The sequence below is a fragment of the Luteibacter sp. SVR4-7G genome (assembly GCF_056755555.1).
Window position 1 is genome coordinate 83,173 of the sequence record NZ_JBPGXO010000004.1, and the last position, 25,652, is coordinate 108,824.

Sequence of the window (25,652 nt, forward strand, 5' to 3'; positions counted from 1 at the left end):
GTAATGCTCAGGCGACGCCGGCGAGCTTCGATGCCTCGGCCAGATCGACCTGGACGAGACGCGAAACGCCGGGCTCACGCATGGTAACGCCGCAGAGCTGGTGCGCGGCTTCCATCGTGGCCTTGTTGTGGCTCACGAAGATGAACTGCACCTTCTCGCTCATCTCGCGCACCATGGCGGAGAAGCGGCCCACGTTGGCTTCGTCCAGCGGCGCGTCCACCTCGTCGAGCAGGCAGAACGGCGCGGGATTGAGGCCGAAGATGGCGAACACGAGCGACACGGCCGTGAGCGCTTTCTCACCACCCGAGAGCAAGGTGATATTGGACACCCGCTTGCCCGGCGGCCGCGCCATGATGGCCACGCCGGTATCGAGCAGGTCCTCGCCGGTGAGCTCGAGGTAGGCATGACCGCCGCCGAACAGGCGCGGGAACAGTTCCTGGACGCCCGCGTTCACGCGATCGAAGGTCTCCTTGAAGCGCTGGCGGGTCTCGCGGTCGATCTTCTTGATCGCGCCCTCCAGCGTTTCCAGCGCGCCGGCCAGGTCGGTCAGCTGCGCGTCGAGGTATTCCTTGCGCTGCGATTGCTCGGCGTGTTCCTGGATCGCGGCGAGGTTCACCGGCTCCAGGCGGGCGATCTTCTGCGAGAGGTCCACCAGCTGCTGCTGCCAGCGTTCCGGCTCGGCGTCTTCGGCCAGTTCGGCCAGCAAGGTTTCCAGCTCCAGGCCCGAGGCGACGATGGCCTGGGCCAGCTGCTCGGCCCGCAGTTGCAGCGCCTGCGCCGCGAGGCGCTTCTCGGAGACGCTTTCGCGCACCTGGTTGAGCATGTGCTCGATGCGCTGGCGGTCCTGCTCCAGCTTGCGGAACTCCGCGTCGCAATCCTCGAGCGCGCGGCGCGCCTCGACCAGCTGGCGATCCACCAGCAGGCGCTGGTCGAGGTAGGTCTGCCGTTCGGCTTCCAGTTCCGCGATCGGATCGGAGCCCGCGGCGAGCTGCTGATCGATCTCGTCGCGGCGCGCCAGCACCTGGCGCAGCTGCGTGTCGAGGCGTGCGAGGGCCTGCTCCAGCGAACTCAGCGCCGCGCGCTTGGATTCCATGCCGAGCGCGAGCTGGTGGGCCTGGTCGGCGGCCTCGCGCGCATTGATCCGCGCTTCCTCGCGCGCCTCGAGCAGTTCGCGGCGCTCGTTTTCCAGGCCGCGGCGTTCGTCTTCGCGATCGCCCATATGGCCCACGGCCTCGTCGAGGCGCGCCCGCGCTTCGCGGGTCTGGCCTTCGAGTTCGTCGAGCTGGTCGACGATCACGGAAATCTCGCCGCCTACCTTCTCGGCGCGGGCGCGCGCCGTTTCCATCTTCCCGCGCTGGCTCTGCAACTGGCCGGCGAGTTCCGACAGGCGGCGGTGCGCCGCGTAAAGCTCGCGCTGCGCATCGTCGCGCTGGCGTTCTGTCTCGAACTTGCGCGTGCGCAGCCCTTCCAGTTGTCCGCTGCGTTCCTCGATGAGCGCCTCGAGCGTTTCAACCTGCTCGGCGAGCTGGCGAAGATCGCGCTCGCGGGCGAGCACGCCCACCTGGTTGCCCTGCGCGCGGCGTACCCGGACCCAGCCCGGGCCCATCCAGGCGCCGTCGCGGGTGATCACGGACTGGTGCGCGGCCAGCGAACCAACGCGGGCGGCAGCCTCTTCCACCGAATCGACGACAAAGACGTGGCCCAGCAGGTTGACGGCGGCGACCGGACCGCGCACGTGCGCGGCCAGCGTGCCGGCCGTGCCGGGACCGCCTTGCGCACCGGCGAACAGCGCCACGTCGGCCTGGCCGAGGGACGCGAATTCGTTGCTGAGCGCTTCCGGTGCCTCGACCAGCACGCCGTCGAGCACGCCCGCGAGCACGGTCTCCACGGCGGATTCATAGCCGGCATCGACCTGCAGCGACTCGCCGAGGCGGCGCGAACGGTCCAGTCCAAGACGTGCGAGCCAGCCGCTGGCGGCGGATTCTTCCTGGCCGAGCGCGGCGGTCTGCAACGCTTCCAGCGAGGCCTGGCGGCCACGTGCGGTCTGCAGCTGCTGGCGTGCGTCGTTGAGCGCGGACTGGACCTGACGTTCTTCTTCCAGCACGCCCTCATAGGCGGACTTGTGCTGGTCGAGCACGCCGCCCAGCTGTTCGACGCGCTCGCGCTGCGTCTCGTGTTCGGTCTCCAACTGTTCCGCGGCGGCGTCGAGCGCGGCCACGTCCGTGGCGCGCTGCTCGGCTTCCAGCGCTTCGCGGCGGCGCGACAGGTCGACCGACTGCCTGTCGAGGTAGGCCAGCTTCGTGCGCTCCACTTCCGCGGCGCGGCTCGATTCCGAGGCGCCACGGGTATGCGCATCCCAGCGTTGCTGCCAGTCGGCGAGCTTCGCTTCGGTGGCGCGTTGTGCCTCGCCGGTCTCTTCCTGGATCTGCTGCAGGGCCTCGAGCTTCGGCTCGCCCTCGGCCAGGGCCGTGCGCAGGGTCTCGATCTGCTCGCGGTCCGCGGCGATGTGGCCCTGCAGTTCCTCGTGCTCGCGCTCGGCGTCGGCCCGGGCGCGGGTCAGGCGTTCGCTGAGGTCGCGGTTGTGGCGCACCTGCTGTTCGACGCGGGCGATCTCGGCACCGACCTTGTACACGTCGGCCTGGACGTGGTTGAGATGCTCGCTGGCCCCGTGATGGCGCTCGCGCACGCTCTCCAGCTGCGCTTCGACCTGGCGCTGGCTGGCCAGGTGCTTTTCGATCTCCAGTTCCGCCTCGCGCAGGCCGGACCCTTCGCCTTCGTGCTGGCGATGCAGCGTGCGGTATTCGAGCGCGCGCAGTTCGGCCTCGCGGCGGGTGTGCTCCTCCTTGAAGGCCTTCCAGCGCTCGGCCGCGCGGGCCTGGCGGTTCAGGTGGTCCAGCTGCTTCTCGACCTCGTCGCGCACGTCGCGCACACGGTCGAGGTTTTCGCGGGTGGACTTGATCCGGCTCTCGGTTTCCTTGCGCCGCTCCTTGTACTTGGAGATGCCGGCGGCTTCCTCCAGGTGCATGCGCAGTTCTTCGGGGGCCGCCTCGATGATCTGGCTGATCATGCCCTGCTCGATGATCGAGTACGAACGCGGGCCGAGGCCGGTACCCAGGAACAGGTCGGTGATGTCGCGGCGGCGGCAGCGCCCACCGTTGAGGAAATAAGCGGACTGGCCGTCGCGGCTGACCACGCGCTTCACCGAGATCTCGGCGAAGCTGGCGTACTCGCCCTGGATGGTGCCGTCGCTGTTGTCGAAGATCAGTTCCACCGCCGCCTGGCCCACGGGCTTGCGCGCGCTGGAGCCGGAGAAGATCACGTCGGTGAGGGAATCGCCACGCAGGCGGCTGGCGGCCGACTCACCCATGACCCAGCGGATGGCGTCGATGATGTTCGACTTGCCACAGCCGTTCGGGCCGACGACACCGGTCATGTTGGTGGGCAGGTGCAGCGTGGTGGGGTCGACGAAGGACTTGAATCCCGCCAGCTTGATCGTGGTCAGACGCATTATGGTTTCCGTTGGGACGCGGCCGTGGACTCCGTTCGGGAGCCTCCCCCTGGCTGATCGATCACTTTGCCAAAGGGGGACGGGGTGCGCAATACGCGAAGTAGGAAGAGAAACCTAGCGTAACTCATTGATATGTAGGAGCGCGCCCTGCGCGCGACATCTTTTGAGGCCATAGGCGGCAGGCCCTGCGGCCCTTTCGCGAAAAGATGTCGCGCGCGATGCGCGCTCCTACACGGGCTATTCGCCCGGCGCCTTGGCGTCGATCGACAGGGCGTGGATGCCGTCCGGCATCATCTCCGCCAGGGCCTCGTACACCATGCGGTGGCGCTGGATCGGGTTCTTCCCGGCGAAGGCCGGGCTGACGATGCGGGCGAAGAAATGGCCCTTGCCCTGGCCGCTATGCCCGACGTGCTTGTGGCCCTCGTCGATCACGTCCAGCTCGACCGGGGCCAGGGCCCCGGTGAGCAGCTGGCGGATGCGCTCGACCTTCTCGACGGTCACGGCAGCGTAATCCTGAACGGGCGGACCGAAACCTCGCGGTATACGCCCGCTTCCACATAGGGATCCGCGTCGGCCCAGGCCTTCGCGGCGGCAAGGTCGTCGAACTGGGCGACGATCATGCTGCCGTCGAAACCGGCCTCACCGGGATCTTCCGCGTCGATGGCCGGAAACGGCCCGGCGAGCTTGAGCCGGCCTTCCTCGAGCAGCGCCTTCAGCCGGGCGAGGTGCGCCGGGCGCGCAGCCACGCGCTTTTCGAGCGAGTTCGGATGATCGAGGGCGACGACGGCGTACCACATGGGCTCGGTTCCTGCGGGAAATCGATCATTGTAGCGGCGCCGCCGTGACGCGTCAGTCTCCGCCTCGTACGCTGGCCTGGAACACGCCCGGTCAGGCCTCCGGGCGCATGGTCGGGAACAGCAGCACGTCGCGGATGGACGACGAGCCGGTCAGCAGCATCACCAGGCGGTCGATGCCCACGCCGAGGCCGCCGGTGGGCGGCAGGCCGACCTCCAGCGCACGGATGTAATCGGCGTCGTAGTGCATGGCCTCGTCGTCGCCGGCGTCCTTCGCATCCACCTGGGCCTGGAAACGCGCCGCCTGGTCTTCGGAATCGTTGAGTTCCGAGAAGCCGTTGGCGATCTCCTTGCCGTTGATGAACAGCTCGAAGCGATCGGTGATGCCCTTGTCGGTGTCGCTCTCGCGCGCCAGCGGTGACACTTCCACCGGGTGGTCGGTGATGAAGGTGGGCTGGATCAGCGTGTGCTCCACCGTGCCCTCGAAGATCTCGAGGAGCAGCTTGCCCCAGCCGTACGACGGCTTCACGTGGATGCCCAGGCGCTGCGCGTGCGTGGCCATCGCCTCGCGGTCGCGCAGCTCGGACGGCTTGATCTCGGGATTGAGCTCGAGCACCGCGTCTTCCATGCGCCAGCGGCGGAACGCCGGGCCGAGGTCGACCGTGGCACCATCCCATTCGATCTGCGTGCTGCCTACCACGTCGGCAGCGGCAGAACGGATCATGCCCTCTGTGAGGTCCATGATCTCGTGGTACGTGGCATAGGCCTGGTACAGCTCGAGCATCGTGAACTCGGGGTTGTGCCGCGTGGACACGCCCTCGTTGCGGAAGTTGCGGTTGATCTCGTAGACGCGGTCGAAGCCGCCGACCACCAGCCGCTTGAGGTAGAGCTCCGGCGCCACGCGCAGGAACAGCGGAATGTCGAGCGCGTTGTGGTGCGTGGTGAACGGCCGCGCGGTGGCACCGCCCGGGATCACGTGCATCATCGGCGTCTCCACTTCCATGAAGCGGCGCGGTTCGTCCTCGAGCCAGCGGCGCACGTGGCTGATGATCTTCGAGCGCAGCGCGAAGGTGCGGCGCGACTCCTCGGTGACGATGAGGTCCACGTAGCGCTGCCGGTAGCGCTGCTCCACGTCGGCCAACCCGTGGTGCTTGTCCGGCAGGCCACGCAGCGATTTCGTGAGCAGACGGATCGCATCGACCTTGACCGAAAGCTCGCCCGTCTTCGTGCGCATGAGCAGGCCGGTGGCGCCCACGATGTCGCCGAGGTCCCAGCGCTTGAACGTTTCATAGGCGTCCTCGCCCAGCGAGCCCTGGTGCACGAAGAGCTGGATGCGGCCGGTACCGTCCTGCATCTGCACGAAGCTCACCTTGCCCTGCCCGCGCATCAGGATGATGCGGCCAGCCACGGCTACGCGGCGCGGCGCGGCATCGATGGCCTCGGCCGTCCACTTTTCCTTGTCCGCGAACTCGTCCTGCAGGTCGCCCGCGAAGCTGTCGACCTTGAAGTCGTTCGGGTAAGCGATGCCCTGCGCGCGCAGCGCTTTCAGTTTCTCGCGACGCTCCGCGATGAGGCGATTCTCGTCGGCGGCAGTGGCGGAGGCTGTGGCGTTGGCGTTTTCGGTCATGGCTTGGATGGCTGTCTTCTTGGGGAGAGCGGAGCGCTGGCGCGCCGGGGATCAGGCGTCGACGCGCTTGGAGCCGGCTTCGAGGCCGGCCTTCAGGCTGGCTTCGACGAACTCGTCGAGGTCGCCGTCGAGCACCTTCTGCGTGTCGGAACGTTCGATGCCGGTACGAAGGTCCTTGATGCGCGACTGGTCGAGCACGTAGTTGCGGATCTGGCTGCCCCAGCCGATGTCGGACTTGGTGGCTTCCAGGGCGTCCTTCTCCGCGTTGCGCTTCTGCACTTCCAGCTCGTACAGCTTCGCCTTCAGCATCTTCATGGCGCGATCGCGGTTGGCGTGCTGGCTGCGCTCGGTCTGGCAGGCCACGACCGTATTCGTCGGGATGTGCGTGATGCGCACCGCCGACTCGGTCTTGTTCACGTGCTGGCCGCCGGCGCCCGAGGAACGGTAGACGTCGGTCTTGAGGTCGGCCGGGTTGATGTCGATCTCGATGTCGTCGTCCACTTCCGGCGAGACGAACACCGAGGTGAAGCTGGTGTGCCGGCGGTTGTCCGAATCGAACGGGCTCTTGCGGACCAGGCGGTGCACGCCGATCTCGGTCTTCAGCCAGCCGTAGGCGTAATCGCCCTCGACGCGGAACGTGGCGGACTTGATGCCTGCGACTTCGCCCGCGCTCACTTCCATGAGCTCGGTCTTCCAGCCGCGCGACTCGGCCCAGCGCAGGTACATGCGCAGCAGCATTTCGGCCCAGTCCTGCGCCTCGGTGCCGCCGGCACCGGCCTGCACGTCGACGAACGCCGGGGCGGCGTCGAGCTTGCCGGAGAACATGCGCTGGAACTCGAGCTTGCCGACGCGGGCGTCGACCTTGTTCAGGTCCTCGACGATGGACTGCACGGTGGCCTCGTCGCCGTCGGCGGCGGCCATGTCGAGCAGTTCCTTCGCGTCGTCGAGCGAGGCGGTCATCTCGTCGATGCCGGTGACGATGGTATCGAGCTGGGCGCGTTCACGGCCGAGCTCCTGCGCGCGCTTCGGATCGTCCCAGACGTTCGGGCTTTCGAGCTCGCGATTGACTTCCTCTAGCCGTTCTTTCTTGACGGCATAGTCAAAGATACCCCCTAAGCGACTCGACGCGGGCCTTGAGGTCCGCGATCTGCGCAAGGATCGGATTGATCTCGATCATGGTTTGGCTGGCCTGATGGTCCGACGCTGGAGCGCGCCGGCTAAAGCGACCGATCTTAGCAAAAGTGCTGCGCCGCCGCACCGTTCGGCTTGTGTGGGAGCCGGCTATGCCGGCGATCCCGCGGCAGCGGGCACCTTGCCGCGAACACCCATCGCCGCTGAATCTCCCACACAAAAGCCCGTTGCTTCCACAGGGGCGCGCTCCTACACGGGCAGGGCCTCCTTGTGCACGCCGCGCATGGCGCGGCCCGAGGGATCGGCCGCAGCTGCGAAGGCAGGGTCCCAGGCCAGGGCGGCGGGCGACGAGCAGGCGATGGATTTGCCGCCGGGCACCGTGGCCGCGCAGGCCTCGCCGGGAAAGTGCTTTTCGAAGAGGGAGCGGTAGAAGTACGCCTCCTTGGTGGCAGGGGTATTGTGCGGGAACCGGGACGCGGCGGCGGCGAACTCACGGTCCGATACCCGTTGCCCGGCGTGGTCCTTCAGACCGTCGATCCACCCGTAGCCGACGCCGTCGCTGAACTGCTCCTTCTGCCGCCAGAGGATCTCCGCCGGCAGCACGCCCTCGAAAGCCTCGCGCAGGATTCCCTTCTCGATGCCCTTGCGGGCCACCATCTTCGCCTCGGCGTCGAAGCCCATGGCGGTGTCCAGGAAGTCGAGGTCGAGGAAGGGTACGCGGGCCTCCACGCCCCAGGCCGACATCGACTTGTTCGCGCGCAGGCAGTCGTAATAATGCAAGGCGTCCAGCTTGCGGATGGTTTCCTCGTGGAATGCCCTGGCCGACGGCGCCTTGTGGAAGTAGAGGTATCCGCCGAAGACCTCGTCCGATCCCTCGCCCGACAGCACCATCTTCACGCCCATCGCCTTGATCCTGCGCGCGAGCAGGAACATCGGCGTGGAGGCACGGATGGTGGTCACGTCATAGGTTTCGATATGCCGGATCACCTCGGGCAAGGCATCGAGGCCTTCTTCCAGCGTGTAGCGGAACCCGTGGTGCACCGTACCCAGCGCCGCCGCCGCGATCTCGGCGGCTTTCAGGTCGGGGGAGCCCTCGAGGCCGATGGCGAAGGAATGCAGGCGCGGCCACCATGCCTCCCCGCTGTCGCCGTCCTCGATCCGCCGCCTTGCGAAGCGGGCGGCCACCGCGGCCACGAGCGAGGAATCCAGGCCGCCCGAAAGCAACACCCCGTACGGCACGTCGGTCATCATCTGGCGATGCACGGCCGCTTCGAACGCCGCCCGCAGCACCGACGGCTCGATCGCGCTGCCACGGGTGGCGTCGTAATCGCGCCAGGCAGGCGTCCAGTAAGCGACCGCCGCGCCGTGCTCACTGTCGTAGACGTGCCCGGGTGGAAACGGCGCCACGTCGGCGCATACGCCCACCAGCGATTTCATCTCCGACGCGACGTAGAGGCGCCCTTCCGTGTCGTGGCCCCAATACAAGGGGCAGACCCCCAATGGATCGCGGGCAATCAGGACGCGCCTCCGCCGGGCATCCCACAGGGCGAAGGCGAAGATGCCATTGAGGCGGTGGAGGAAGTCCAGGCCGTGATCGCGGTACAGGGCGTTGATCACCTCACAGTCGGAGCCGGTGGTGAAAGCGTAGTCGCTGGCCGCGCGCAGTTCGCGATGATTGTAGATCTCGCCGTTCACGGCCAGCGCCAGTTCGCCGTCCAGCGAACGCAACGGCTGGGCGCCACTTGCCGGATCGACGATGGCGAGACGCTCGTGCACGAGGATCGCGCCGTCGTCCACGTACACGCCGCTCCAGTCGGGGCCGCGATGCCGCTGCCGCTGCGAAAGCTCCATCGCCCGCGTGCGCAGTGCGGCAAGATCGTCGCCGGCTGCCAGTCCGAATATCCCTAGGATCGAGCACATGCCTCTTTCTCCTGATCAGAAAACGCCAAAAGAAAAGGCCCGCCTTGGAGGGCGGGCCTTTCGTGTATCCGGTGGTTTCGCTTGCAACCGCCTATACGCCGACCCTCCCGAGGTTCCGGGCATTATTGGTATTGGCGTTATTGGCGGCGTTGCGATGCATGGGCTGACTACAACACGAACCGCATGACCGGTGCAAGCGGCTCTCGCCGAGGAACCGGGTCGGGTTAAACCTGGTGGCGGCGCGCAGGCACATACCAGACCGCCCAGGGAACCACAGGGATGACTTACCGCAATATCCAGGGCTTGCGCGCCATCGCCGCGCTGCTGGTGGTCTCCGCCCATATGTTCTTCGACATCGAGCCCATGCGCACGCACTGGGCAAAACCCTTCTTCGCGGTCGTCGGCGGCGCGGGAGTCGACCTGTTCTTCGCGATCTCGGGCTTCCTCATCTATCAGGTGATGCGGCGGTCGATCGCCGCCATGGATAGCGTGGGGAGGGTGCGGGCGGTCTACGGGTTCGCGATGAAGCGGTTCATCCGCATCTACCCGCTCTTCTGGATCGTCTTCGGCACGTCGTGCGCGATCGCGGCCTGGTTGTCGCCCGCGGCGCCGGCATGGCCCGAACCGTTGTTCCAGCTGCTCGCGCTCGTCGGCAACGTGCCCAACCCGCGCCTTTACGTCGCCTGGACGCTGAGCTTCGAGGTCTACTTCTACGCGGTGGCAGCCCTCAGCCTGATCCTGTTCGCGCGAAGAGCCATGGCGGGCGTGATGGTCTGGTTCGTCATCATCGGCATCGCTACGCTGGTGGGATTCTGGTTCCCTTGGCGCAAGCCGCTCGATTTCGTGTTCTCCCCTCTCCTCCTGGAGTTCCTGCCGGGCATCGCCGTGGCGTTCCTCCTCGACCGCGGTTTCCAGCGGTTTCATGGTGCGCTGCTCGCAGGCGCGTTCACGTGGATGGCCGCCGGTGCGCTGCTCCTGACACCCGGCCTGTTCGCCGCGAACGCAGCCCGCCGGGGGTTGCTCGCAGCAGTCCACATTTCATTCGCCCTCCACGTCGCCTGCTGGGGGCTACCGGCGGCGATCCTCGTGTACGCGCTCGTCGTGCTGGAAATCCGCCGGCGATGGATCATGCCGCGCATGCTGCAGTACCTTGGCGACGCATCGTTCTCCATCTACCTGTGGCACGCCGTGGCATTCCACGTCGTGGCGGAAGCCTTCGCCCGCCTCGGCTGGGTAGGTGTCGCGAGTTCCACGGGCCTCACCGTACTCATGGTCGGCACCGGCCTGGGCATCAGCCTGCTCGGCTACCACGCCGTGGAAAGACCGTTGCTCAGGCGTCTCGGGCAATGGCTCCTGGGCAGGGGCGTTTCGTTCCGCTCGCCGGAAGCGGCCGTTCCCGCGGGGCCGGCAGCTCAGGCGGCGGCCAGCCTCTCCACCACGTCGCGATAAGCCTTCGCGGCGCTGGCCTCGGCCGTATGCGCGAAGTCGCGTACGCGCCACTGGCCGCCCACCATCACGTCGCGCACCAGCGGCGCGTTGCCCGCGAAGATGAAACTGTCGATCACGTCCGCCTCGTCGCGCGCGGCGAGCAGCGGCGAGCGGTCGTCGAGAACGAGCAGGTCCGCGCGCGCACCGTCGGCGAGCCGGCCGATATCGCTGCCTGCGGCCCGCAGGCCGCCGTCCAGGGCGCGCTGCCACAAGGCTGTGCCGACGCTTTCCTCCGGCGCGCGCGCGGCGACGTTGCGATGCCGCGTCACCAGGCGCTGGCCATACTCCAGCCAGCGCAGCTCTTCGACCGGCGACACGGAGATGTGCGAATCGGAGCCGATGCCGAACGTGCCGCCCGCATCGATGAAGGCGGCGAGCGGGAACAGGCCGTCGCCGAGGTTGGCCTCGGTGGTGGGACAAAGGCCGGCCACCGCTCCGCTCTTCGCGATGCGGTCGATTTCATGCGCCGTGAGGTGCGTCGCGTGGACGAGGGTCCAGCGCGCGTCCACCTCGGCATGATCGAGGAGCCACTCGACGGGGCGGGCGCCGCGCAGGGCCACGCAATCCTGCACCTCACCGATCTGCTCGGCGATATGGATGTGCACCGGCAATCCCCTTGCCACACCTGTCGCCAGCAACGCCCGCATCGCTTCTTCCGGCACCGCGCGCAGCGAATGCAGTGCGATGCCCAGGGTGAACATGTCGTCCTGCAGGGGCGCCAGGCGCTCCAGCAGGCTCACGAAACCGCCCACGTCGTGACGGAACCGCTGCTGCCGCTCGGAAAGCGGGCGCCCGTCGAAGCCGCCGGTCATGTACAGCACCGGCAACAGCGTAAGCCCGATGCCTGCCTCCTTCGCCGCCTCCATCAGCGCCAGCGACATCGCCGCCGAATCGGCGTAGGGTACGCCGCGCGGGCCATGGTGCAGGTAATGGAACTCGCAGACCTGGGTGTAACCCGCCTTCACCATCTCGACATAGAGCTGGGTGGCGATGGCCTTGAGGTCATCCGGATCGATCGCCTCGGCGAACGCATACATGGTCTCGCGCCAGGTCCAGAAACTGTCCTCCCCTGGCCCGCGCCGCTCCGCCAGCCCGGCCATCGCGCGCTGGAATGCGTGCGAATGCAGGTTGGGCATGCCTGGCAGCACGAAGCGACCAATCCGTTCGACCGGGCCCTGCGCAGCGGCGAAGCGCCGGCCGGCGACGCCAAGACCCGCGTCGCCCGCACGCCACGCGCCCTGTTGCCAGAGGAAATCGGCGCTAAGGACGGTATCCGGCATGCGAGGATCCTTCAGGGAGAAAGTCCTCATGTTACCTCGTGGCCTCGTGGGAAGGCGGGCGCATAATAGGGGGATGAACGAAAGCAAGGCCTCACAGCCACCCAAGCTGCTGCTTCGCCTGGCTCGTCCCGGCGACGTTCGCGAACTCGTGGCCCTCACCGCCCGCGTGTATACGGCCGAATGGGGACATTCCGCCGAGATGCTGCACGGACAGCAGACGCACTTCCCCGAGGGGCAGTTCGTAGTCGAGTACGAGGGCCGGATCGTCGGTTTCTGCGCCACGTTCCGGATAAGCGAGGCGGTGGCGCTGGCCCCGCACACCTGGATGCAGATCACCGGCGGCGGGTTTGCTTCGCGTCACGACCCGGATGGCGACTGGCTCTATGGCATGGAAGTCGTGGTCCATCCCGACTACCGGGGCATGCGCATCGGCCAACGCCTGTACATGGCACGCAAGCGGCTGTGCACCGACCTCAAGCTGCGCGGCATCGTCTTCGGCGGCCGCGTGCCTGGGCTCGCCCGCGCCATCGGCCGATACGGCAGCGCCGAAGCGTACGTGCAGGCGGTGGTCGATGGCAGCCGGCGCGACCCGACGCTCAGCTTCCAGCTGCGCAACGGCTTCGAGGTGATCGGCCTGCTCCGCGGCTATGTGCCTTCCGATCATGAATCCCTCGGCTACGCCGCGCACCTGGTCTGGCGCGATCCGCACCGGCTGGACCAGCCCGACATGCCGCGCGTGTCGCAAAGCCACCGGCTGCCGGACAACGTGCGCGTCGCCTCGGTGCAATACCAGCAGCGCCGGATCGCCTCGTTCGCGGAATTCGCCACCCAGGTGGAGTACTTCGTGGACATCGCCGCGGATTACGACGCCGACTTCGTCGCCTTCCCCGAACTCCTCACGCTGCAATTGCTCTCGATCGAAAACGCGGAGCTGTCCCCGGTGGATTCCATCCGCCGTCTTTCCGAATACACCGACGAGGTCAAGGCGCTGTTCCACCGCCTCGCCGTGCACTACAACATCAACATCGTCGGCGGCTCGCACCCCACGCGGCAGCCGAACGGCGATATCCACAACGTCTGCTACGTATGCCTGCGCGACGGCTCGATCCACGAGCGCGAGAAGCTGCATCCCACGCCCAGCGAGCGCAACGTGTGGAACATCACCGGCGGCGACGCCGCGGCCACGATCCAGACCGACTGCGGCCCGATCGGCGTGATGATCTGCTACGACGCCGAGTTTCCCGAAGTGGCTCGCCACCTCACCGATCAGGGCGCCCTCATCCTCTTCGTGCCCTTCTGCACCGACGTGCGCGAGGGTTACCTCCGCGTGCGCTACTGCTCGCAGGCCCGCGCCATCGAGAACCAGTGCTATGTCGTCCTCTCCGGCAACGTCGGGAACCTGCCCGGCGTGAATAATTTCGATATCCAGTACGGGCAGAGCTGCATCCTCACGCCCAGCGACTTCCCCTTCGCGCGCGACGGCGTCGCCGCCGATTCCACGCCCAACATCGAGACCGTGCTGTTCGCGGACCTGCGCCTGGAGAACCTCGCCCGGGCGCGTAACTCCGGCGCCGTGCAGAACCTGAAGGACCGCCGCTACGATCTCTACGAAGTGCGCTGGGCGCGCAGCACGGAGCCGAAATGAGCGACGCGCCGGAGACGGAGGCGGTACCGGCCGCCTCGCCCCTCGAACGCCTTCGCGGCCATGCCTGGCTCTCACCCGCGCAGTGGCGGCGCCGGCTCCTGTTCTGGATCGGTGCGGTGCTGGTTGGCCTTGCCGCGGTGTTCTTCGCCAAGGCCGCGGATTTCGCCTTCGGACTGTTCCACGGCATCGCCTCGCATGGCTGGTGGGTGCCGCTGCTGGTGACTCCTGCCACGTTCGCCCTGCTCTGCTGGCTCACCCAGGGCGCCATGAAGGCCACCCGCGGCTCGGGCATTCCGCAGGCCATCGCGGCGCTCGAGGTAGAGGATGAAACCTTCCGCACCCGCCTGCTCTCGCTGAAGATCGCGGTGGGCAAGATGGCGCTCACGCTCGGCGCGCTGCTTGGCGGCGCTTCCGTCGGTCGCGAGGGGCCCACCGTGCACGTCGGCGCCGGCTTGCTGTATTCGCTGGGACGCCGCTTCGGATTCGACGAGCCGGCCGCCGCGGGCCGTTTCATCCTCGCCGGTTCCGCGGCGGGACTCGCGGCCGCGTTCAACACGCCTCTGGCGGGCGTCGTCTTCGCCATCGAGGAGATGTCCGGCACGTTCGAGCACCGGATGAGCGGCACCCTGCTCACCGCCGTGATCGTGGCCGGCGTCGTTTCCCTGGGCGTCGTGGGCAACTATGCCTATTTCGGCGAAATCGCCGCGGCGCTGCCGCTGGGCAGGGCCTGGATCGCCGTGTTGCTCACCGGCGTCGTCGGCGGCCTTGCCGGCGGGCTGTTCGCCCGCCTGATCCTCCCTTCGGCCCGGGGCTTCCGTGGCGTGATGGGTCGCCTGCGCGGGCGCAGCCCGATTGTGTTCGCCGCCGCCTGCGGCCTTGCGCTGGTCCTGCTCAGCCTGCTCAGCGCCAACGGACTCTATGGCACCGGCTATGGGCAGGCCCGCGACATCCTGCAAGGACACGACGACACCGGTCCCTATTTCGGCGTGCTGAAATTCCTCGGCAACATCGCCTCGTCATGGGCGGGCATTCCTGGCGGCATCTTCTCGCCGGCGCTCGCCGTCGGCGCCGGTCTCGGCGGCAACATCGCCCACCTGCTTCCGCAGGCGGACAGTTCCGCCGTGGTGCTCCTGGGCATGGCCGCCTACCTCGCGGGCGTCACCCAGTCGCCGCTCACGGCCGCCGTCATCTCGCTCGAACTCACGGCCAACCGGCAGATGGCGCTTCCGATCATGGCCGCCTGCCTGCTCGCCCGTGCCGTGTCGGCGTCGGTCTGTCGCGTGCCTGTCTATAAAGCGCTGGCCGATCAACTGGTGACCCAGTACGAAGAAGAATGCACGCGGCGGAACGCCTCCGCTGTCCAAGGAAACCCATGACCACCGATCCACGCTGGGACCACCTGCTCCTCGACGTCGGCCTCGCCACGCTCCTGGACAACGGGCAGCCGTACGGCGCCATCGAGCAAGGCGCCATCGGCTGGCGCGACGGGCGCATCGCCTTCGCCGGCCCGATGGCCGGGCTGGCCGGCGAGCCGCACGTCCTCGCCCGCCACGTCGAGTCCCTGCCGGGCGCCTGGGTGACGCCGGGTCTGATCGACTGCCATACCCACCTGGTGTTCGGCGGCGATCGCGCGCAGGAGTTCGAGCAACGCCTCGAAGGCGCCAGCTACGAAGAGATCGCGCGCGCCGGCGGCGGCATCGTCTCCAGCGTGCGCGCCACGCGCGCCGCCAGCGAGGACGACCTGCTGCGGCAATCGCTGCCGCGCGCGAAAGCCCTGCTTGCGGACGGCGTCACCACGCTCGAGATCAAGTCCGGTTACGGGCTGGAACCCGACGCCGAGCGGCGCATGCTTCGAGTGGCCAGGCGCATCGGGGAGGAATTGGGCGTGGAGGTGCGAACCACCTTCCTCGGCCTGCACGCCCTGCCGCCCGAATACGCCGGGCGGCGCGAGGACTACGTCGCGCTCGTGTGCGACATCATGCTGCCCTCCCTCGCCGGCGAGGACCTCGTCGACGCCGTGGATGCGTTCTGCGAAGGCATCGGCTTCAGCGCGGAGGAGACACAGCGATTGTTCGACAAGGCGATCTCGCTGGGCCTGCCGGTGAAGCTGCACGCCGAGCAATTGTCCGACCTCGGGGGCGCGTCGCTCGTGGCCCGCTACGGGGGCCTGTCCGCCGACCATCTCGAGTGGACCAGCGACGAAGGCGTCCGTGCCATGGCCGAGGCCGGCACCGTGGCGGTGCTCCTGCCCGGCGCTTACTACGCCCTGCGCGACACGCGGCCGCCCCCGGTCGAAGCGTTCCGGAAGCACGGCGTCGACATGGCGGTCGCCACGGACCTCAATCCCGGGACGTCGCCGCTGCTGTCGCTGCGCATGGCCATGGGCATGGCCTGCACGCTGTTCCGCCTCACGCCCGAGGAAGCCTTGCGCGGCGCGACGGTGAATGCCGCGCGTGCGCTCGGCCTCGACGACCGCGGCACGCTCGCGGCCGGCCAGCGCGCCGACCTCGCGGTCTGGAACGTCCAGCACCCGTCCGAACTGTGCTACTGGATCGGCGGCAACCTGCTCAGGGAAAGTTGGCTAGGCGGCGACCGCGTCGTTCCGTAGGGCAAATCCGAAGAATCTTTCCGAAAACTTCCATCGATCCCGCGGAATCAGCCGCATACCATTGTCGGCGCTTTGCCTGTCGCAAACGCTGAGGAAAATCGTTGAAGGTTTCATCGCCGTCCCCCGTGCGGGGACGCATTGCCGCGCGCCTCGCTGCCTGGGCGATCGTGGCCTGCGTGCTGGCCGCCTGCGCCGGACGCGAACAACAGCAGGAGGAACGTGCGAGGCGCGCGCGGCAGATGCGCGACGTGTCGCGCATGCTCGATGCCATGGAAACGGACAAGCCCGCTCCGTCGCAGGCCACGCCGTTCGTGATTGCGTCTGCCGGCGCGCCGGCCTCCGCAGCGCCAGTCGCGCCGGCCAGGGCGCCTGCGCCGGCGTCGGGGCAGCCTTCGATCTGGCCGCTCCTTGCCGTGCTGGCGATCGTCATATCCGGTGGACTCGCGATTCCGACGGCCGCAGCCGTCATGTGGCGGCGAAGGAAACGCGCCGCGCCGAGACCGGCCGAAGCGGCCTCCATCGCTACGTGTTTCGCCACGCCGCGCAGCGGGGACACGCAACGCCCCGCGCCACCCACCTGGACCTATCGCAGTTCATCCTTTGAGACCCCCGGTATCCATGTGCTGGCTGAGCCCGTCGACCTGCTGCCACCTGCCACTCCGGCGGGTCCGTCCGCGCGGCCGGCCGACTGGCAGGAGTGCGTGGCGGCGGCACGCACGCTTTCCCGGCGCGAAGCGGATGTCCTTCTCGCCGCGGCCGAGAACGAGGCGCTCGCCGCCCTAACGGACGCCGCCGAAGAAGCGCGGGCAGCGATCCTCGCGCAGCTTCTACGGATACGCCTCGCACGAGCGGAGAAGTGCTCTGGGGCCACGCGGCTGTTCGCGGTGCGCAACCTGCTTGCCGCGATCGCCGAAGATCCCGATGCGGACCGCGCGGCCGTCCTGGATGCACGCATCGATGCGCAGCTGGCCTGGGCCTCGTGGGTATTCGGGGAGGCTGTCGCGACGCGGCTCGCGGAGGCGGAAAGGCTTTGCGATCGGATGGCCGCCGGCGATGCTGCCGCGCGTGCACGTGCCGCCCGTCGGCGGGGCGAGGTCTGCCTGCGGCGCGCGCAGTTGCATAAGGCGCCGATGGCCTTACCGGAACTCGACCGCGCGCAAGCGCTCTTCGATCAGGCCCATGCGCAGGCCGCGGACGCTGAAACCGCGTTGCTGATCGCGCAGACCGCACTTCGACGGGCACGCCTCTCGGCTCCCGACGTCGCGGCGGAAGCGTGCTCCCACGCCCTCGTCCACGCCTTCCTTGCCGAGCAGGATCCTGCCTGCCGCACCGAAGCCCTTGCCTGCCGGCTCGACATCCAGCTGGTTTACGAATCGCAGCCCGAGCACGCCATGCGCCACGGCGTCATGGCATCGCTCGGACGCAGTCTCGAAGCCAGCGGGCCGCTGAGCCCGTCGGCACGCGTTGCCATCGCGGAGATGCACCTGCGCGAAGGCGACCACGCGAAAGCCGCGAGCCTGTGCGAGTCGATCTGGCGCGAAGGCCACGCCGAACGCCACGTGCTCGAGCTCTGGCGCAGCGCATGCCGGCGCTGGGCCGCCGCCGAAGGACAAGACGGGCGGGCGCTCGCGCAGTCGCAGCGCCGCCTCGCCATCGCACGCTCCACCCTCTGACCCTCGACCGTGAGTCCCCGCATGAAGATCTCCCATGGAACCCCCCAGCCGTTCTGGTCCACCCGTTACGGCATCGCCGCCGCGGTCGCCGCGGACAATGCGGTGGCCCGCTCCCTGCAGCTTTACGGCGAATGGGCCGAACACGAGACCATCCTGCTCAGCGGCCTGGTCGAAGAAGGCCAGACCGTGCTCGAGCTCGGCGGCGATTTCGCGGCGCACGCGCTGTGGATGGCGCAGGCCGTGGGTGCACAAGGCCAGGTGCACGTGGCGGAACCTCGCCGCATCCGCTTCCAGCAGGCCTGCGCGAACGTGGCGATCAACGGGCTGGACAACGTCTTCACCCATCCGGTGTGGCTGGGGCGAGGGAAGGGCAGCGCCTCCCTTTCCAGCCTGCTGCCCGCTACCGGTCCGGCGACGGACGAAAAGGTCCGTGTCGCCACGATCGACAGCCTGCGGCTGGAGGCCTTGCACCTGCTCAAGGTGAACCTGCCGCATGCACTGGTCGACGTGCTCGCGGGCGCGGGCGATACCATCCGCGCGCATCGCCCGCTGATCTACGCGCGCCTGTCCGGACTGGATGCGGCCGAGACGGAAGTCGACGCGATAAAGGCCCTCGGCTATCGCGCCTGGTCGCACGTGCCGTATCTGTTCAACAGCGAGAACCACGCAGGCGTCGAGAGGAACATCTTCCCTGGCATGGTCCAGCAGAACGTGATCGCCGCACCCGCGGACAGCCGTTTCGAGTTTCCAGAACGGCTGGAGCTCTAGGGCCTGTTCACACTGTTCGCATGGCCCGCGCCGGAGCGGACAGCATCGCGGCAAGTGCGTCGACGGCCGCCGACTGCTCGCTCCCGCGGCTGAACACCGCGATTTCAGTGTCGGGCAAGGCCGGCCAGCGACGTGACGGCTTGAGGATCTTCATGCCGGCACGTGCGAAGGATCGCGCCTGCGGCGTCACGCCGAGACCCGCGAGCACCGCTGCCTCGAGGCTGGCGAGGTTGCCGACGATGCAGGCAGCGACCCACGGCCGGCCGGCATCCTCAAGGGCGGCGAGCCCGGCATCGCGATAGGCGCAAGGTTCGCGCAGCAGGATCAGGGGTGCACTCCCGCCCTCGTCCTCGCGAAACGACGAGGCCGCCACCCATGCCATGGGCTCGCGCCACGCGACGCGGCCGCGCGATGCCGCCTCGCCGGCCCGACGCTGCGCGATCGCGACATCCAGCCGGCCCTCATCCAGGTCCTTGAGAAGGGCGATGCCCGGCCCCGTACTCAGTTCGATGCGCTGGCCCGGCTCCTCCGCGTTGAGTCTCGCCAGAAGCCCCGGCAAGCGGGAGGCGATGAGGTTTTCGGAAACGCCGAGACGCAGGATCGCCTCCGCATCGCTGCCCTGGATGCCATCGACGAAACGCTCGTAGTCGACGAGCAGCTTGCGCGCGCCTTCCAGCAGGGCGCCGCCACGCGGCGTGAGCCGCAGCCCGCGGCTGTTCCGTTCGAAGACCTTCCACCCGAGCTGCTCCTCGAGCCGGGCGATCTTCTGGCTCACCGCCGACTGGGTGCGATTGATCCGCCCCGCCGCCGCAGTGAAACCGCCCGTCTCCGCGACGGCGAGCAGGGCGCGGAGCTGGTCGATATCGATGTCGGGGCGGTGCTTATTCATTAGGAAATCTGATTGATCCACGCATTATATTCGTTTGCGTGATGGATTGCCACGCGCTTGAATGGAGCCCTTCTCCCAAGGGCTACCTCGATGACAAACCGTTCCGTAGAGATCGTCGAACACTTCTGGCGAACCGTCTGGATGGCGGGGGACCCGGATGCCGTGGACCGCCTCGTCGCAGAGGACTTCGCCATCACCTCCGGCGGCGTCCGCATCGAAGGCCGCGAGGCCTTCAAACAGTGGGTCGCCGCCTTCCTCGCGAGCATCGACGACTTCCGCCTCGAATCCGTGGAAACCTTTCAGAATCAGGCCGGTGACCGGGTCGCATCGCGCTGGAAGGTGAGCGGCCGCAACAACGGCTTCATGGGACTGGAGCCCTGCGGCACGCCGTTCGAGATGACCGGCACGGCGGTGTGGCACGTCCGCGAGGACGGCCTGCTCCAGCACAACTGGGTGGAGCGCAATGCGCTCGAGGTCTACCGGACCGTGGTGGCCGCTCGCGCGAACGCCTGAGGCCAGCAAACAAAAGCCCCGCCGGGGCGGGGCTTTCGAAACCGCGGAAGCGCCGGCTTACGCCGTGGCGCGGATCCGCTCGACGATCGCGTCGCCGAAGGTATCCGTGGTGCCGGTGCCGCCGACGTCGGGCGTGGTGCGGTCGCGGGCGTCCATCACGTCGCGGATGGCGCTGCGCAGGCGGGTCGCCTTCGCCACCATGTCGAGATGGTCGAGCATGTCGGCCGCGGCGAGCAGCAGCGCGCAGGGGTTGGCCTTCTTCTGGCCCGCGATGTCGGGAGCCGAGCCGTGCACGGCCTCGAAGATGGCCGCATCCTTGCCGATGTTCGCGCCCGGCGCGAGGCCCAGGCCACCGACGAGACCGGCGCAGAGGTCGGAGAGAATGTCGCCGAACAGGTTCGTGGTGACGATCACGTCGAACTGGTACGGATTCATCACCAGCTGCATGCAGGCGTTGTCGACGATCATCTCGCTGAATTCGAGATCGGTGTAGTCCTTCGCGACTTCACGCGCCACGTCGAGGAACAGGCCCGACGAGGTCTTCATGATGTTGGCCTTGTGCACGGCGGTGACCTTCTTGCGGCCCTTCTTGCGGGCCATCTCGAAGCCGTAGCGGCAGATCCGCTCCATGCCGGGGCGGGTGTTGCGGATGACCGACACGGCCACCTCATTCTCGCCTTCGCCTTCGCGCGTCTGGCCTTCCGCCATGTACGCGCCCATGGTGTTCTCGCGCACCGTGATGATGTCGATGTTCTCGTAGCGTGCCTTAGTGCCCGGGAAGCTGATCGCCGGGCGCACGTTCGCATAGAGGTCGAACTTGCGGCGCAGGGTGACGTTGATCGAGGTGAAGCCGCCGCCGATCGGCGTGGTCAGCGGTCCCTTCAGGGCCACCTTGTGCTTCTCGATGGCATCGAGCGTGGCCTGGGGCAGGAGGTCGCCATGCTTCTCGAGTGCCACCACGCCGGCGTCCACGTAGTCGTAGGTGAGGCCGCAATCGAGTGCGTCGAGGACGCGGATGGTCGCGTCCATGATCTCGGGGCCGATACCGTCGCCGGGAATCACGGCAATGGTCTTGCTCATGGGGATACTCCTGAAGGGAAGCGAAGCACGCGGATGTGTCGCGAGCGGGGAGAAAAATCGCCCAATTATCGGCGATCTACCCCGCTTCCTTCAAGGATCGCGCCGGTCAGGCAGCCGTATGGTCCGCACAGGCGGTGGCGTCGCCCGCCCCGGCCTCGCCTTCGAGGGAGTCCAGGAAATCGACGGCACGGCGCAGGTGCGGAATCACGATGGATCCGCCCACCACGAGGCCCACGCTGAATACCTCGAAGAATTCGTCGCGGTTCACACCGGCTTCCTTGCACTGGGCGACGTGGTAGCTGATGCAATCGTCGCAGCGCAGCACCATGGAGGCGACCAGGCCGAGCATCTCCTTGGTCTTCACGTCCAGCGCGCCTTCGCGGTACGTCTGGGTGTCCAGGGCGAAGAAGCGGCGCACCACCTGGTTGTCCTCGGCCAGGATCCGCTCGTTCATCCGCTTGCGGAACGCGGTGAATTCCTCCACGCGATCGCCGGCCATCAGTGCGTCGCCTCGAGGATTTCGGCCAGGCGGCCGCTGCGGTCCGCGGCGGCGAGGTCGTCGAATCCGCCGACATGGGTGCCGTTGATGAAGATCTGCGGCACGGTGCGGCGGCCGCCGCTCTTCTGCAGCATCACGTCGCGCTGGGCGTGGTCGAGGTCGATGCGCACCTCGTTCCAGGTCAGGCCCTTGGCCTTCAGCAGGTTCTTGGCCGCCACGCAGTACGGGCAGACCGCGGTCGAATAAATGGTGATGTCAGGGGTGGACATGCTGCAATTCTCGGCAGGAATGGGCGCTAGATGGCGTCCTGGAGAAGATTTTACAAGGTACGGCGAACCCGCGCCTCAAGGTACTGTCAAAGCTCTCCACTGCCCCCGCCGCAGGGAGGCAACCCGTCGTTTGGTGATGGTATCGTCGCTCGACCTATGCGCCCGCCCTTTCCCCGTCTCGCCCTCATCGCCGCCGCCGCCCTCGCGACCTTCGCCGCGGGCGCGCAGGACGCCGTCCGCCTGCCCGACCTGGGCAGCTCCGCCAACGCCCTGATCAGCCCGCGGGAGGCCGACCAGTACGGCGCGATGATGCTGCGCCAGATGCACGCGCTGGACATGACGGTGGACGACGCGCTGCTCGACCAGTACATCAACGACCTTGGCTACCGCCTGGTGGCCGCCAGCGACCGCCCGAAGGACCATTTTTCGTTCTTCATCGTGCGCGACGACCAGATCAACGCCTTCGCGGCGCCCGGCGGCTACATCGGCGTGAACGCGGGCCTGATCGACATCACCAGCAGCGAAAGCGAACTGGCCGGCGTTATCGCCCACGAAATCGGCCACATCACCCAGAACCACCTGTACCGGGCTTTCGAGGATTCGAAGAAGAACGCGCCGCTGATGGCCCTGGTGCTGCTGGGTGCGATCGCCGCGGGTGCGGGCGGGGGCGCGGGGGATGCCGCGCCGGCCGTGCTCATGGGCGGCCAGGGCCTGCTCTTGCAGCGGCAGATCAACTTCACCCGCAAGGACGAGGTCGAGGCCGACCGGGTCGGCATCCAGACCCTCGCCAACGCCGGATTCGATCCGGAGGCCATGGCGGGCTTCTTCGGCCGCATGCAGGACACCATGCGGGTGGGCGAGGGAGAGGAAGCCCTCCCCGCCCTGCTGCAGACCCACCCGGTGACCCTGGCCCGCATCAGCGATGCGAAGGCCCGGGCGCGCGTGCTCGAGGAGCGGCAGGCGAACAAGCCGCGGCTGCCCACCATCGACAAGACCACCTGGGAAAAGAGCACGGCACCGGTGCTGTTCGTCAAAGACCCTACCTCGCTGGTCACGACAGGCGCGAAGGTCCCCAAGGACAGCGTCGGCGACACGTATGCGCTGATGCGCGAGCGCGTGCGCGTGCTCTCCGGCGACGCCCGCAAGCTCACCGGCTACTACGCGACGAACCTGAAGCGGAAGGACTTCGACACCGCGGCCAACCGTTATGGCTACGCCCTTGCCCTCATCCGGAGCGACCAGGGCGCACAGGCCGTGGAGCAACTCCAGCCCCTCCTGGCCAGCCAGCCGGGCAACGTGGTGGTCCGCCTGGCCATGGCCGACGCGTACGAGGATGCAGGGCGCCACGGCGATGCCATGGCGATCTACAAGGCCTTGCACGACAACTCCCCGCGGAACCGTGCCGTGGCATTGGGTTATGCGCGCGCGCTGGCCAACAGCGGCCGGACCGAGGACGCGCGTACCGCGGCGTCCATGCTCCGGCCCATGCTGGACGACAGCGACGATCCGGAGATCTACCGTACCTTCGCTCGCGCCAGCGAGCGCTCCGGCGACAGCGTGCGCGCCGCCGAGGCCTATGCCGACAGCGCCTACCTCGCCGGACGGCCGTTCGATGCCATGGAGCAATTGCGCCGCCTGCTGAAGCGGGACGACCTGGATTATTACCAGCGTTCCCGCATCCAGGCCCGGATCAGCGACCTGACCCCGCTCCTGCTGGAGCTGCGCAAGCGCCGGGTGACCACCGACGACAATCCGGACGGCCGCAGCCAGTAGCGGCGGACCCGGCGCGGCCGCCCAGGCCCTAATGTGACGATTGTCATTGCGGTGTAACACAGCGGGGCTGCAATATGACCGTCATAGCCAACGAGCGGTCACAGCGTGCATAAGCGCATCCTTATCGTGGAAGACGAAGCTTCGATACGCGACATGGTCGCCTTCGCCCTTCGCAAGGCAGGCATGGACGCGGCTCACGCCGCCGATGCCCGCGCCGCCCAGATGGCCATCTCGGAACGGGTGCCCGACCTGATCCTGCTCGACTGGATGCTTCCCGGCACCAGCGGGCTGGAGCTGGCCCGGCGGCTCCGCCGCGAGGAACTCTCGCGGGAGATCCCGATCATCATGCTCACCGCCCGCGGCGAGGAAATGGACCGCGTGAACGGCCTGGAAGCCGGCGTCGACGATTACGTCATCAAGCCCTTCTCCACCCGCGAACTCATCGCCCGGATCAAGGCGGTGCTCCGCCGCAGCCAGGGCGACGACGGCTCCGGCGTGGTGGAACTGGGCGGGCTGCGCATCGATGGCCCCGCGCATCGCGTGTTCGCGGGCGAGGACGCGGTGCCCATCGGACCGACCGAATACCGCCTGCTCTTCTTCTTCATGACCCATCCGGAACGCGTGTACTCGCGCGCCCAGCTGCTCGATCACGTGTGGGGCGGCAGCGTGTACGTGGAGGAGCGCACCGTCGACGTGCACATCCGCCGCCTGCGCAAGACCCTGGAACCGTGGAAGCTCGACGACATGGTCCAGACCGTTCGCGGCGCCGGCTACCGGTTCTCCTCGAACACCTAGGTTTTCCGGGCCCAGGCGCGCTATGGTGGGTCACACCAGACCACCGTCACCGGCCCCACGCATGCCCGATCGCTTCGTCACCACCTGGCGACTTCCCGCCGTATGCGCCGCGGCGCTGATCGCGGGCGCCGGCGCCGGTTTCCTGGTGGGCGCGACCCTCCCCGTCATCGCCACGGTCGCCGTAGCGGAAACCGTCGTGCTGTTGTCTTTGTTCTGTCATAAGACGCGGCCAATGTTGCAATCGCCCGCCACGCCCCACCCTGAGCATGACCGTCTGATGACTCGTACCCGCCGTATCGCCTCACGCCTGCGCGACCTGCGCAGCGCGGCCGGAACCCTGCCGGACGCCGTGGTCCTCCTCGACCACGGCCTGCACGTGCGCTGGTTCAACCATGCGGCGGAAGACCTCCTCGGTTTGAAGCGCCCGCGCGACCGCGGCCGCGCCATCGCCGAACTGCTGCGCAATTCGGAACTGGCCGAATGGCTCGCCGACGGCGGTCGCGAACCGCTCAACGAGGTCACCGCACCCGGCCATCCCAACCGGCACGTGACCGCCACCCTGCTCCCCTTCGGCAGCCGGCAGCGGCTCCTGCTCGTACGCGACACCAGCCACCTCACCCGTCTCGAACAGATCCGCCGTGACTTCGTGGCGAACGTGTCGCACGAACTGCGCACGCCGCTGACCGTGATCCATGGATACCTGGAACTGCTCGATCCGGAAGACGTGCCCGAGCTGGCACCCGTGCTGGACGAGATGCGCGCGCAGTCCAAGCGCATGGGCCAGATCGTGGAAGACCTGCTGACGCTGTCGCGCCTGGAAACGCAGGATCACGTGGCCGAGGAACACGTGCAGATGTCGCCCCTGCTGGCCAGCCTGCGCAAGGAGGCGGAAGCGCTCAGCCAGGGCCGGCACACCATTTCGCTGGACATCGCCACCTCGTTCGACCTGCTCGGTTCGCCGAAGGACCTGCACAGCGCGTTCTCCAACCTCGTGAGCAATGCCGTGCGCTATACGCCCACCGGCGGCCGCATCGCGATCCGCTGGGCGGCCGTCGAAGGCGGTGCGCGCTTCTCGGTGCAGGATTCCGGCTTCGGCATTCCCGCCGCGCACATCGCCCGGCTCACCGAGCGCTTCTATCGCGTCTCCTCCAGCCGCTCGCGCGATTCGGGCGGCACCGGGCTGGGCCTGTCGATCGTGAAGCACGTGCTGAACCTGCACCAGGCGCGCCTGGCGATCGAAAGCGAGCCCGGCAAGGGTTCCACCTTCGCCTGTGTCTTCGGCAGCGAGCGCCTGCTGGACGGCACGCGGATCCAGGAAGCCGCGGGGCTCCATCCCTGATGGCTTGCTGCGTCGCCGCTTTCCGGCATGATCGCCGATGAGCCACCATCGGG

Annotated in this window: 21 protein-coding genes; 10 read left to right on the forward strand and 11 right to left on the reverse strand. The window is 67.9% G+C overall.

Annotated elements, in window-relative coordinates:
* Nucleotides 1-7: 7 nt before the first annotated feature.
* From smc to asnB, 6 genes are all read right to left on the reverse strand, one after another.
* Nucleotides 8-3,508 carry a chromosome segregation protein SMC gene (gene smc, locus ACR9ZH_RS02730; RefSeq protein WP_481289229.1) on the reverse strand — a complete coding sequence of 1,167 codons (3,501 nt, stop codon included), beginning with the start codon at nucleotides 3,506-3,508 and terminating at the stop codon, nucleotides 8-10.
* A gap of 237 nt (nucleotides 3,509-3,745) precedes the next feature.
* A complete protein-coding gene (locus ACR9ZH_RS02735) occupies nucleotides 3,746-4,009 on the reverse strand; it encodes a BolA family protein (protein WP_481289230.1) in 264 nt (87 codons plus the stop codon).
* A complete protein-coding gene (locus ACR9ZH_RS02740; protein ID WP_481289231.1) occupies nucleotides 4,006-4,305 on the reverse strand; it encodes a YciI family protein in 300 nt (99 codons plus the stop codon). Before ACR9ZH_RS02740 ends, ACR9ZH_RS02735 begins: the two co-directional genes overlap by 4 nt.
* A gap of 91 nt (nucleotides 4,306-4,396) precedes the next feature.
* Nucleotides 4,397-5,929 carry a lysine--tRNA ligase gene (gene lysS / locus ACR9ZH_RS02745; RefSeq protein ID WP_481289232.1) on the reverse strand — a complete coding sequence of 511 codons (1,533 nt, stop codon included), beginning with the start codon at nucleotides 5,927-5,929 and terminating at the stop codon, nucleotides 4,397-4,399.
* Nucleotides 5,930-5,980: 51 nt separating this feature from the next.
* Nucleotides 5,981-7,106 (reverse strand): peptide chain release factor 2 gene (prfB, locus tag ACR9ZH_RS02750; RefSeq protein WP_481289233.1). Its coding sequence is split into 2 segments (ribosomal slippage): nucleotides 5,981-7,030 and nucleotides 7,032-7,106, totalling 1,125 coding nucleotides; the frame shifts between segments, so codons are not numbered across the junction.
* Nucleotides 7,107-7,309: 203 nt separating this feature from the next.
* Complete coding sequence (gene asnB / locus ACR9ZH_RS02755) at nucleotides 7,310-8,980, reverse strand: asparagine synthase B (protein WP_481289234.1); 1,671 nt, start codon at nucleotides 8,978-8,980, stop codon at nucleotides 7,310-7,312.
* Nucleotides 8,981-9,259: 279 nt separating this feature from the next.
* Between asnB and ACR9ZH_RS02760 the strand changes: the two genes are divergently transcribed.
* Nucleotides 9,260-10,429, forward strand: a complete 1,170-nt coding sequence (locus tag ACR9ZH_RS02760) for an acyltransferase family protein (RefSeq protein WP_481289235.1) — start codon at nucleotides 9,260-9,262, stop codon at nucleotides 10,427-10,429.
* Here ACR9ZH_RS02760 and ACR9ZH_RS02765 read toward each other — a convergent pair.
* On the reverse strand, nucleotides 10,393-11,748 hold the full coding sequence (locus ACR9ZH_RS02765; protein WP_481289236.1) for a formimidoylglutamate deiminase: 1,356 nt from the start codon (nucleotides 11,746-11,748) through the stop codon (nucleotides 10,393-10,395). The two genes, ACR9ZH_RS02760 and ACR9ZH_RS02765, sit on opposite strands and share 37 nt — an antisense overlap.
* A gap of 73 nt (nucleotides 11,749-11,821) precedes the next feature.
* Here ACR9ZH_RS02765 and ACR9ZH_RS02770 point away from each other — a divergent pair, with 73 nt between their 5' ends.
* From ACR9ZH_RS02770 to ACR9ZH_RS02790, 5 genes are all read left to right on the forward strand, one after another.
* Entirely contained in the window at nucleotides 11,822-13,393 is a 1,572-nt protein-coding gene (locus ACR9ZH_RS02770; protein WP_481289237.1) for a GNAT family N-acetyltransferase, read from the forward strand.
* Nucleotides 13,390-14,769 carry a chloride channel protein gene (locus ACR9ZH_RS02775; protein WP_481289238.1) on the forward strand — a complete coding sequence of 460 codons (1,380 nt, stop codon included), beginning with the start codon at nucleotides 13,390-13,392 and terminating at the stop codon, nucleotides 14,767-14,769. The genes ACR9ZH_RS02770 and ACR9ZH_RS02775 overlap by 4 nt, the downstream gene beginning before the upstream one ends.
* Entirely contained in the window at nucleotides 14,766-16,001 is a 1,236-nt protein-coding gene (hutI, locus tag ACR9ZH_RS02780) for an imidazolonepropionase (protein ID WP_481289239.1), read from the forward strand. Before ACR9ZH_RS02775 ends, hutI begins: the two co-directional genes overlap by 4 nt.
* A gap of 101 nt (nucleotides 16,002-16,102) precedes the next feature.
* Entirely contained in the window at nucleotides 16,103-17,674 is a 1,572-nt protein-coding gene (locus ACR9ZH_RS02785) for a hypothetical protein (protein WP_481289240.1), read from the forward strand.
* 21 nt (nucleotides 17,675-17,695) lie between these two features.
* Nucleotides 17,696-18,442: an FkbM family methyltransferase gene (locus tag ACR9ZH_RS02790; protein WP_481289241.1), complete on the forward strand. Its 747-nt coding sequence runs from the start codon at nucleotides 17,696-17,698 to the stop codon at nucleotides 18,440-18,442.
* 7 nt (nucleotides 18,443-18,449) lie between these two features.
* Here the strand turns inward: ACR9ZH_RS02790 and ACR9ZH_RS02795 are convergent, their stop codons facing one another.
* Entirely contained in the window at nucleotides 18,450-19,331 is an 882-nt protein-coding gene (locus ACR9ZH_RS02795) for a LysR substrate-binding domain-containing protein (RefSeq protein ID WP_481289242.1), read from the reverse strand.
* Nucleotides 19,332-19,421: 90 nt separating this feature from the next.
* Here ACR9ZH_RS02795 and ACR9ZH_RS02800 point away from each other — a divergent pair, with 90 nt between their 5' ends.
* Nucleotides 19,422-19,844, forward strand: coding sequence for an ester cyclase (locus tag ACR9ZH_RS02800; protein WP_481289243.1), 423 nt, complete (start codon nucleotides 19,422-19,424; stop codon nucleotides 19,842-19,844).
* Nucleotides 19,845-19,901: 57 nt separating this feature from the next.
* Here ACR9ZH_RS02800 and ACR9ZH_RS02805 read toward each other — a convergent pair whose 3' ends face one another.
* From ACR9ZH_RS02805 to grxC, 3 genes are all read right to left on the reverse strand, one after another.
* Nucleotides 19,902-20,924, reverse strand: coding sequence for an isocitrate dehydrogenase (locus ACR9ZH_RS02805; RefSeq protein WP_481289244.1), 1,023 nt, complete (start codon nucleotides 20,922-20,924; stop codon nucleotides 19,902-19,904).
* A 106-nt stretch (nucleotides 20,925-21,030) separates the two neighbouring features.
* Nucleotides 21,031-21,423, reverse strand: a complete 393-nt coding sequence (locus tag ACR9ZH_RS02810) for a carboxymuconolactone decarboxylase family protein (RefSeq protein ID WP_481289245.1) — start codon at nucleotides 21,421-21,423, stop codon at nucleotides 21,031-21,033.
* On the reverse strand, nucleotides 21,423-21,692 hold the full coding sequence (gene grxC / locus ACR9ZH_RS02815; protein ID WP_481289246.1) for a glutaredoxin 3: 270 nt from the start codon (nucleotides 21,690-21,692) through the stop codon (nucleotides 21,423-21,425). The genes ACR9ZH_RS02810 and grxC overlap by 1 nt, the downstream gene beginning before the upstream one ends.
* 156 nt (nucleotides 21,693-21,848) lie before the next feature.
* On the opposite strand from grxC, the gene ACR9ZH_RS02820 reads away from it, so the two are divergent.
* From ACR9ZH_RS02820 to phoR, 3 genes are all read left to right on the forward strand, one after another.
* The gene (locus ACR9ZH_RS02820; RefSeq protein ID WP_481289247.1) at nucleotides 21,849-23,465 is read left to right on the forward strand and encodes a M48 family metalloprotease; all 1,617 of its coding nucleotides are present in this window, start codon (nucleotides 21,849-21,851) and stop codon (nucleotides 23,463-23,465) included.
* Nucleotides 23,466-23,570: 105 nt separating this feature from the next.
* Nucleotides 23,571-24,260: a phosphate regulon transcriptional regulator PhoB gene (phoB, locus tag ACR9ZH_RS02825; RefSeq protein ID WP_166698972.1), complete on the forward strand. Its 690-nt coding sequence runs from the start codon at nucleotides 23,571-23,573 to the stop codon at nucleotides 24,258-24,260.
* Nucleotides 24,261-24,321: 61 nt separating this feature from the next.
* Nucleotides 24,322-25,599 (forward strand): phosphate regulon sensor histidine kinase PhoR, encoded by a 1,278-nt coding sequence (gene phoR, locus ACR9ZH_RS02830; RefSeq protein WP_481289248.1) that lies wholly within the window; start codon nucleotides 24,322-24,324, stop codon nucleotides 25,597-25,599.
* Nucleotides 25,600-25,652: the final 53 nt, after the last annotated feature.

Coding starts and splice junctions, on each gene's coding strand:
- smc (WP_481289229.1), bottom strand. CDS start 3,508: ATGCGTCTGACCACGATCAAGCTGGCGGGATTCAAGTCCTTCGTCGAC.
- ACR9ZH_RS02740 (WP_481289231.1), bottom strand. CDS start 4,305: ATGTGGTACGCCGTCGTCGCCCTCGATCATCCGAACTCGCTCGAAAAG.
- lysS (WP_481289232.1), bottom strand. CDS start 5,929: ATGACCGAAAACGCCAACGCCACAGCCTCCGCCACTGCCGCCGACGAG.
- asnB (WP_481289234.1), bottom strand. CDS start 8,980: ATGTGCTCGATCCTAGGGATATTCGGACTGGCAGCCGGCGACGATCTT.
- ACR9ZH_RS02760 (WP_481289235.1), top strand. CDS start 9,260: ATGACTTACCGCAATATCCAGGGCTTGCGCGCCATCGCCGCGCTGCTG.
- ACR9ZH_RS02765 (WP_481289236.1), bottom strand. CDS start 11,748: ATGCCGGATACCGTCCTTAGCGCCGATTTCCTCTGGCAACAGGGCGCG.
- ACR9ZH_RS02770 (WP_481289237.1), top strand. CDS start 11,822: ATGAACGAAAGCAAGGCCTCACAGCCACCCAAGCTGCTGCTTCGCCTG.
- ACR9ZH_RS02775 (WP_481289238.1), top strand. CDS start 13,390: ATGAGCGACGCGCCGGAGACGGAGGCGGTACCGGCCGCCTCGCCCCTC.
- hutI (WP_481289239.1), top strand. CDS start 14,766: ATGACCACCGATCCACGCTGGGACCACCTGCTCCTCGACGTCGGCCTC.
- ACR9ZH_RS02790 (WP_481289241.1), top strand. CDS start 17,696: ATGAAGATCTCCCATGGAACCCCCCAGCCGTTCTGGTCCACCCGTTAC.
- ACR9ZH_RS02795 (WP_481289242.1), bottom strand. CDS start 19,331: ATGAATAAGCACCGCCCCGACATCGATATCGACCAGCTCCGCGCCCTG.
- ACR9ZH_RS02800 (WP_481289243.1), top strand. CDS start 19,422: ATGACAAACCGTTCCGTAGAGATCGTCGAACACTTCTGGCGAACCGTC.
- ACR9ZH_RS02805 (WP_481289244.1), bottom strand. CDS start 20,924: ATGAGCAAGACCATTGCCGTGATTCCCGGCGACGGTATCGGCCCCGAG.
- ACR9ZH_RS02810 (WP_481289245.1), bottom strand. CDS start 21,423: ATGGCCGGCGATCGCGTGGAGGAATTCACCGCGTTCCGCAAGCGGATG.
- grxC (WP_481289246.1), bottom strand. CDS start 21,692: ATGTCCACCCCTGACATCACCATTTATTCGACCGCGGTCTGCCCGTAC.
- ACR9ZH_RS02820 (WP_481289247.1), top strand. CDS start 21,849: ATGCGCCCGCCCTTTCCCCGTCTCGCCCTCATCGCCGCCGCCGCCCTC.
- phoR (WP_481289248.1), top strand. CDS start 24,322: ATGCCCGATCGCTTCGTCACCACCTGGCGACTTCCCGCCGTATGCGCC.